The sequence below is a fragment of the Streptomyces nanhaiensis genome (assembly GCF_046614825.1).
In the GTDB taxonomy this organism is placed as follows: Bacteria; Actinomycetota; Actinomycetes; order Streptomycetales; family Streptomycetaceae; genus Streptomyces; species Streptomyces radiopugnans.
Genome location: NZ_JBKJFM010000232.1, coordinates 1 through 5,943, shown reverse-complemented (window position 1 = coordinate 5,943; position 5,943 = coordinate 1). Strand labels below are relative to the sequence as shown.

Genomic DNA, 5,943 nt, shown 5'->3' with positions numbered 1-5,943 from the left:
CGACACCCCGCAGGCCGCCGCCGACGCCCGGCTCGCCGGTGACGAGCGGCGTCTGCTGCAGCGCCGCGTCGACGACCGGCAGGCCGAGGAGGCGGCCGTCGCGGCCGAGCTGGCCGCCCCCGAACTGGCCGGTTTCGAACCGGCCGACGCGGAACCGGCCGCCCTCGGAGCCGCCGGCACCGAACCGGTCGGCACGGCGGGGGCCGAGGCCGCGCTGGCGTCGGCCGTGGCGCTGCTGAACACCGCCTCCGCCGCCCACGCCGAGGCCCGCACCCGCTGCGAGCAGCTCGACCGGCTCTCCGCCCGCGCCCTGGCCGACGCCCGGGAACTCGCACCGCTGCGCGAGGAGTACGACCGCGTCGCCCGGCTGGCGGCCCTCACCGCCGGCACATCGGCGGAGAACGAGCACAGGATGCGCCTGGAGTCCTATGTGCTGGCCGCCCGTCTGGAGCAGGTCGCCGCCGCGGCCAGTGCCCGCCTGGCGCACATGTCCGCGGGACGCTACACCCTCGTCCACTCCGACGCGCGCGCCTCCGGCCGCGGCCGTTCAGGGCTCGGCCTGCACGTGATCGACGCCTGGACGGGCAACGAGCGCGACACCGCCACCCTCTCCGGCGGCGAGTCCTTCTTCGCCTCCCTCGCCCTCGCCCTCGGCCTGGCCGACGTCGTCTGCGAGGAGGCGGGCGGACTGCGCCTGGACACGCTCTTCATCGACGAGGGGTTCGGCAGCCTGGACGACCAGACCCTCGACGAGGTGCTGGACGTCCTGGACTCCCTGCGCGAACGCGACCGCAGCGTCGGCATCGTCAGCCACGTCGCCGATCTGCGCCGGCGCATCCCGGCGCAGCTGGAGGTGGTCAAGGCCCGGACCGGTTCCGCCGTACGCCACCGGGTGCCGAAAACCGGGTGACGGCCACCGCGGTGCGCCGCGAGGATGGCCGGTCATGACCCGCGAAGCGCCCCACCGCGACCCCCTGCCCCTGCTCGGCCGCACCGCCCTGGTCACCGGCGCCTCCCGCCGTGCCGGGATCGGCTACGCGATCGCCCGCCGGCTGGTGGCGTACGGCGCGAGCGTCCACCTCCACCACCACGTCCCCCACGACGCCGGACAGCCCTGGGGAGCGGACCCGGACGGCCCCGAGGCGCTCGCCGCGGACCTGCGCACGCTCGCCGCCGACGGCGCGGCCGTCACCCACGGCCCCGCCGACCTCACCGCCCCCGGCGCTCCGGCGGAACTCGTCGCCACCGCGGCCAGGGCCCTCGGCGGACGGCTGGACATCCTGGTCGCCAACCACGCCCTCAGCGGCCGCGACGGCACGCTCGACGAGATCGACGCGGACATGCTGGACGCCCACTGGGCGGTGAACACCCGCTCCACGGTGCTGCTGGTCCAGGCGTACGCGCGCCTGCGCGGCGAGGGGCGGGGCGGCGGCCGGGTGGTGATGACGACCTCCGGCCAGGACCGGGGCGGCGGCATGCCGGGCGAGCTGGCCTACGCGCTGGCCAAGGGGGCGCTGGCCTCCGTCACCCGGAGCCTGGCGACCGCCCTGGCCCGCCGGGGCGTGACCGTCAACACGGTCGATCCCGGCCCGGTGGACACCGGTTACACCACCGGCGAGACCCACGCGTTCATCGCCTCCCTCTTCCCCGGCGGGCACTGGGGGAGGCCGGACGACCCGGCCCGGCTGGTCGCCTGGCTCGCCACCGACGAGGCGGCCTGGATCACCGGCCAGGTCATCACCTCCGACGGCGGCTTCAACCGCTGACGCCGGCGGGTCGGCGCACCTGCGGGCCGCCGGGCACGGAGCCCGGCGGCCCGCAGGCGCGGAAAGGTTTCGGCGGCTTCAGCCGACGGGCTTGAGATGGACCGGCAGGGACTGGTGGCCGTTGGCGATGAACGACGCCTGGGGCACGGGCCCCTCCACCCCGGCGGCCGGCCGGATGTCCGGGAAGCGCTCGAAGAGGGCCGGGAGCGCGATGGCCGCCTCCATGCGGGCCAGGGGCGCGCCCAGGCAGAAGTGCACGCCGTAGCCGAACGCCAGGTGCTCGCGCTCGGTGCGGGTCAGGTCGAAGGCGTCGGCGTCCTCGCCGTGGAGGGCGGGGTCGCGGCCCGCGGCGCCGAAGGCCAGGATGATGGGCTCGCCCCTGCGGATCAGCACGCCGTCGAGGTCGATGTCCTCCACCGCGTAGCGCAGGGGCATGTGCATGATCGGGCCCTCGACGCGCAGCGTCTCCTCGATCACGTCGTCCCAGCTCGCCTTCCCCTCCCGTACCAGGGCGAGCTGGCCGGGGCGGGTGATCAGGGCGTGGACGGCCTTGGCGATCAGGTTGACGGCCGTCTCGCTGCCCGCGCCGATCATCAGCACGAGGGTGCTGATCAACTGGTCCTCGTCGAACGCGAAGTCGCCGTCGCGGGCGGCGATCAGCTCGGTGGTCATGTCGTCCCCCGGCCGGACGCGCTTGACGTCCGCGAGCGCGCGCATGCAGGCCCACATCTCGGCGTAGGCCGCCCGCGCCTCCTGCGGGGAGGCGCCGGTGTTCAGCACGGCGTCCATGACCCGGCGGGTCCAGGCGCGCATGTCGGCGGGGACGCCGAACAGCTCGCAGATCACCTCGTTGGGGATGATGTAGGCGAACTTCGCGCGCAGGTCGACCGGTTCACCCGGATCGGCGGCCTCCAGAGAGGTGATCAGCCCGTCGACGATCTCCTGGACGCGCGGGCGCAGCGCCTCGGTGCGGCGGGGGGTGAAGGAGGGGGCGATCATGTTGCGCAGCCGGCGGTGCTCGGCCCCGTAGCTGGTGAAGGCGCTGACCACCCGCACCCACACGTTCAGGGCCCAGTCCTGGGGTATTCGCTCCAGCTCCGGCCAGTGCTGCCGCGGGTCACGGGAGACGCGCCGGTCGCCGGCCAGGCGCTTGACGTACTCGTGTCCGGTCACCGACCACGCGACCACCCCACCGGGAAGCTCCACCCGCGTCGCCGGCCCCCGGGCGCGGAGGCGGGCCGCCTCGCCGTGGAGGTCGCGTCCCGTGGGGTCGAGGACGGGGATGTCTGGTGATTCCATGGCTGGCCTCCGGAGGTCGTGTCGGACGGTGCGGGGGTGTGCACGGGCGTGGAGCCGGACGCGGAGAGTGCCGGGAAGGTCACCGGCAGCGCCGACAGGCTACGGTGGAAGGGGCCCGGTCGCCAGGTCAGTTCGGAGGCCGGGACGGCCAGCGCCACATCGGGCAGCACGTCCAGCAGCGTCTCGATGGCCACGTCGGTGACGATCTCCGAGACGCCCTGCGCGGGGCACACGTGCGGCCCCGCGCCGAACGCCAGATGGGCGTGGTTGGCGGACCGGCGGTCACCGCCGCCGTCGCGCGGCTCCTGGGTGTTGGCCGCCGCGTGGCTGATGAGCACCGGGACGCCCGGGGGGATCAGCAGCCCGGCGCCGGAGTCGTCGCGCAGGTCGTACTCGTTCGTGGCGTAGTGGAAGCAGAAGTTCGCCATCGGCGACTGCTCCCACAGCACCTCGTTGAGCGCGTCGGAGATGGTGAGGCTGCCGCCGGAGAGGTCGCCGGCGAACCGGTCGTCGGTCAGCAGCAGCATGACGGAGCTGGAGATCCAGGCCGACTGCGGCACGGTGCCCGCGCCGATGAGGACCACCAGCTGGTGGATCATCTCCTCGTCCGACAGCCTCAGCGGGTGGTGCAGCAGCCAGGAGGTCACATCGGCGCCGGGGGAGCGGCGCTTGGCGGCGACGAGCTCGCCCAGGCAGCGGGCCAGGTCCTCGCTGCCCTGCTGGGCCGTGGCGGGCTCGGCGTCGATCATCCGTGCGCAGGCCCGGGCCATCCGGTCCGCCAGCGCGTCGTCGCAGCCGAACAACTGGGTGAACACCAGCGCCGGGAGCCGCTCGGCGTACTGGGAGACCAGGTCCGCCGAGCCGGCGGGGCCGAACTCGCCGATGAGCGCGGTCGCGCTGCGCCGCACGAAGGCGCGCACGCGGTAGGAGTCGACGCGGGCCAGCGCGTCGTCGACGGTCCTGCGCAGCCGCAGGTGCCGGTCGCCGTCGGCGAACAGCAGGCTGGGCCGGAAGCCCATCATGGGGACGACCTGGTTGTCCATCGGGATCAGCCCCTGGTTCAGGGCCGTCCAGCGGCGGGCGTCCTTGCTGAACCGCGAACTGCGCAGCACCTCCAGCGCCGCGCCGTAGTCGGTTACCACGATCGCGGGGACGCCGGGGGCCAGCTCCACCCAGCTCGCCGGGCCCTGCGCGCGCAGACCGGCGTAGGTGGCCTCCGGATCGGCGGCGAAGTCGGGGCCGTACAGCCGCGGCAGACCGGCGGGCGTGCCCGGGGGCCGGTGGGCGGGACAGCCCGGCGGGGGAGCCGTGTTGGGGCCGGAAGGCGGGGTCGTCACGAAACGTGCTCCTGGTAGTGGGTGCGGACGTGCTTGACCAGGGCGATCAGCGCCCGTGCGGCGGAGGCGCGGTCCCGCGCGTCGCAGTCGACCAGGGGGGTGCCGGGCCCCAGGTCGAGGGCCTCGCGGAGCTCCTCCTCGGGGAAGCGCGGTGAGTCGGGGAAGGAGTTGAGGGCGACGGCGTACGGCAGGCCGTGCCGCTCCACCGTCTCCATCGCGTCGAAGGAGGCGTCCAGCCGCCGGGTGTCGGCCAGTACCAGGGCCCCGTAGGCGCCGAGGGCCAGCTGCCGCCACACCGGGGCCACCCGCATGAAGCGCTGCTGACCGGGCGCGCCGAACAGGTACAGCACCAGCTCGGGGGAGAGGGTGAGGCGGCCGAAGTCCATCGCGACGGTGGTGGTCCTCTTGTCCTCCACGCCCTTCAGATCGTCCACCAGCGCACCGGCCTGCGTCATGACCTCCTCGGTGCGCAGCGGCTCGATCTCGCTGACCGCGCCGATCAGCGTGGTCTTGCCGACGCCGAACGGTCCGACGACCAGCAGCTTGGCGGCGGTCTGGACGGTGTCGCGGACGTAGACACCGCCGTCAGAGAATGTTGTTGAGGCCATCCAGGACCTTCTCCAGCACGTCGAGGTCGGTGGGCCGGGCCACCGGCGGGGGCTTGCGCGCGACCATGTGGCCGCTGTCGATCAGGTCCGCCAGCAGGATGGTGGTGACGGACACGGGCAGCCGTACGTGGCCGGCGACCTCGGCCACCGACAGATAGCCGCCCCGGCAGAGCCGGACCATCCTCTGCTGCTCGGGCTCCAGTTCGGCCACCGGCCGGTCGCCGGTCGCGGTGACCAGGGTGACCAGTTCCAGGGCGTGGGTGTTGCGGCTGGGCCGGTTGCGGCCGCCGGTGATGACGTACTGCCGGACCAGGTCCGTGCGTACGCGGCGGGGGGTCATGTCGGGCCGCCCGCGTCGTGGCGGGGCTCGCTGGCCATCTGCCCGCCGAGCTGGGCCACCAGCTGGTGCATCCGGAAGCCGACGGCCTCCACGTCCGCCGCGCCGGAGGTGCCCACGGCCAGGAAACTCCCGTCGCCGGCGCGGATGGTGATGACGTATCCGTCGCGGAACTGCGTCAGGCTCTGCTCCCAGGAGTCCGGTTCGGAGCGGCACAGCCGGGCGCTGGCGCTGGAGGTGGCCTGGACGCCGGCCAGCGCGGCGGCGGTCTGCTCGGCGGTGTCCCGGTCCAGGCCCGGGGTGCAGGCCCGGACCAGGCCGTCCCCGGAGACCAGCAGGGCGTCGTGGACCTCGGGCTGGTCCATGATCTGACCCAGCATCCAGGCCAGCTTCTCGTTGTCGAAGATCATGTCTCGGTGTTCCCTTCAGACCCGTCCGGCTCGGATCCTCCGGACGTCGGCGTGGTGCGCTGGGCGGCCCGTGCGGCACGGGCGAAGCCGCCCAGGGCGGCGGCTGAGTCCCGCGCCGAGCGGCCGGCGGCCGGCCGCTCGGCGGACCGGGGGGCGGGGACTGAGGGCGGTGGCGCGTCGGAGGTG

General features: G+C 74.3%; 7 protein-coding genes. 2 read left to right on the top strand and 5 right to left on the bottom strand.

Annotated features, from left to right (window positions below):
• Window positions 1-910, top strand: a 910-nt coding sequence (locus ACLIYP_RS28710; protein ID WP_412716015.1) for an SbcC/MukB-like Walker B domain-containing protein, incomplete at its 5' end; no start/stop codon positions are given.
• 34 nt (window positions 911-944) lie between these two features.
• Entirely contained in the window at window positions 945-1,766 is an 822-nt protein-coding gene (locus ACLIYP_RS28705; protein ID WP_412716014.1) for an SDR family oxidoreductase, read from the top strand.
• Window positions 1,767-1,844: 78 nt separating this feature from the next.
• On the opposite strand, the gene ACLIYP_RS28700 is transcribed toward ACLIYP_RS28705, so the two are convergent.
• From ACLIYP_RS28700 to ACLIYP_RS28680, 5 genes are read right to left on the bottom strand one after another with little or no spacing between them, the layout of a single operon-like run.
• Window positions 1,845-2,939, bottom strand: coding sequence for a cytochrome P450 family protein (locus ACLIYP_RS28700; RefSeq protein ID WP_412716013.1), 1,095 nt, complete (start codon window positions 2,937-2,939; stop codon window positions 1,845-1,847).
• On the bottom strand, window positions 2,936-4,402 hold the full coding sequence (locus ACLIYP_RS28695) for a cytochrome P450 family protein (protein ID WP_412716012.1): 1,467 nt from the start codon (window positions 4,400-4,402) through the stop codon (window positions 2,936-2,938). Before ACLIYP_RS28695 ends, ACLIYP_RS28700 begins: the two co-directional genes overlap by 4 nt.
• The gene (locus tag ACLIYP_RS28690; protein ID WP_412716011.1) at window positions 4,399-5,010 is read right to left on the bottom strand and encodes a GTP-binding protein; all 612 of its coding nucleotides are present in this window, start codon (window positions 5,008-5,010) and stop codon (window positions 4,399-4,401) included. The genes ACLIYP_RS28695 and ACLIYP_RS28690 overlap by 4 nt, the downstream gene beginning before the upstream one ends.
• The gene (locus ACLIYP_RS28685) at window positions 4,988-5,350 is read right to left on the bottom strand and encodes a DUF742 domain-containing protein (RefSeq protein ID WP_093658379.1); all 363 of its coding nucleotides are present in this window, start codon (window positions 5,348-5,350) and stop codon (window positions 4,988-4,990) included. Before ACLIYP_RS28685 ends, ACLIYP_RS28690 begins: the two co-directional genes overlap by 23 nt.
• The gene (locus ACLIYP_RS28680; RefSeq protein WP_093658377.1) at window positions 5,347-5,757 is read right to left on the bottom strand and encodes a roadblock/LC7 domain-containing protein; all 411 of its coding nucleotides are present in this window, start codon (window positions 5,755-5,757) and stop codon (window positions 5,347-5,349) included. The genes ACLIYP_RS28685 and ACLIYP_RS28680 overlap by 4 nt, the downstream gene beginning before the upstream one ends.
• Window positions 5,758-5,943: the final 186 nt, after the last annotated feature.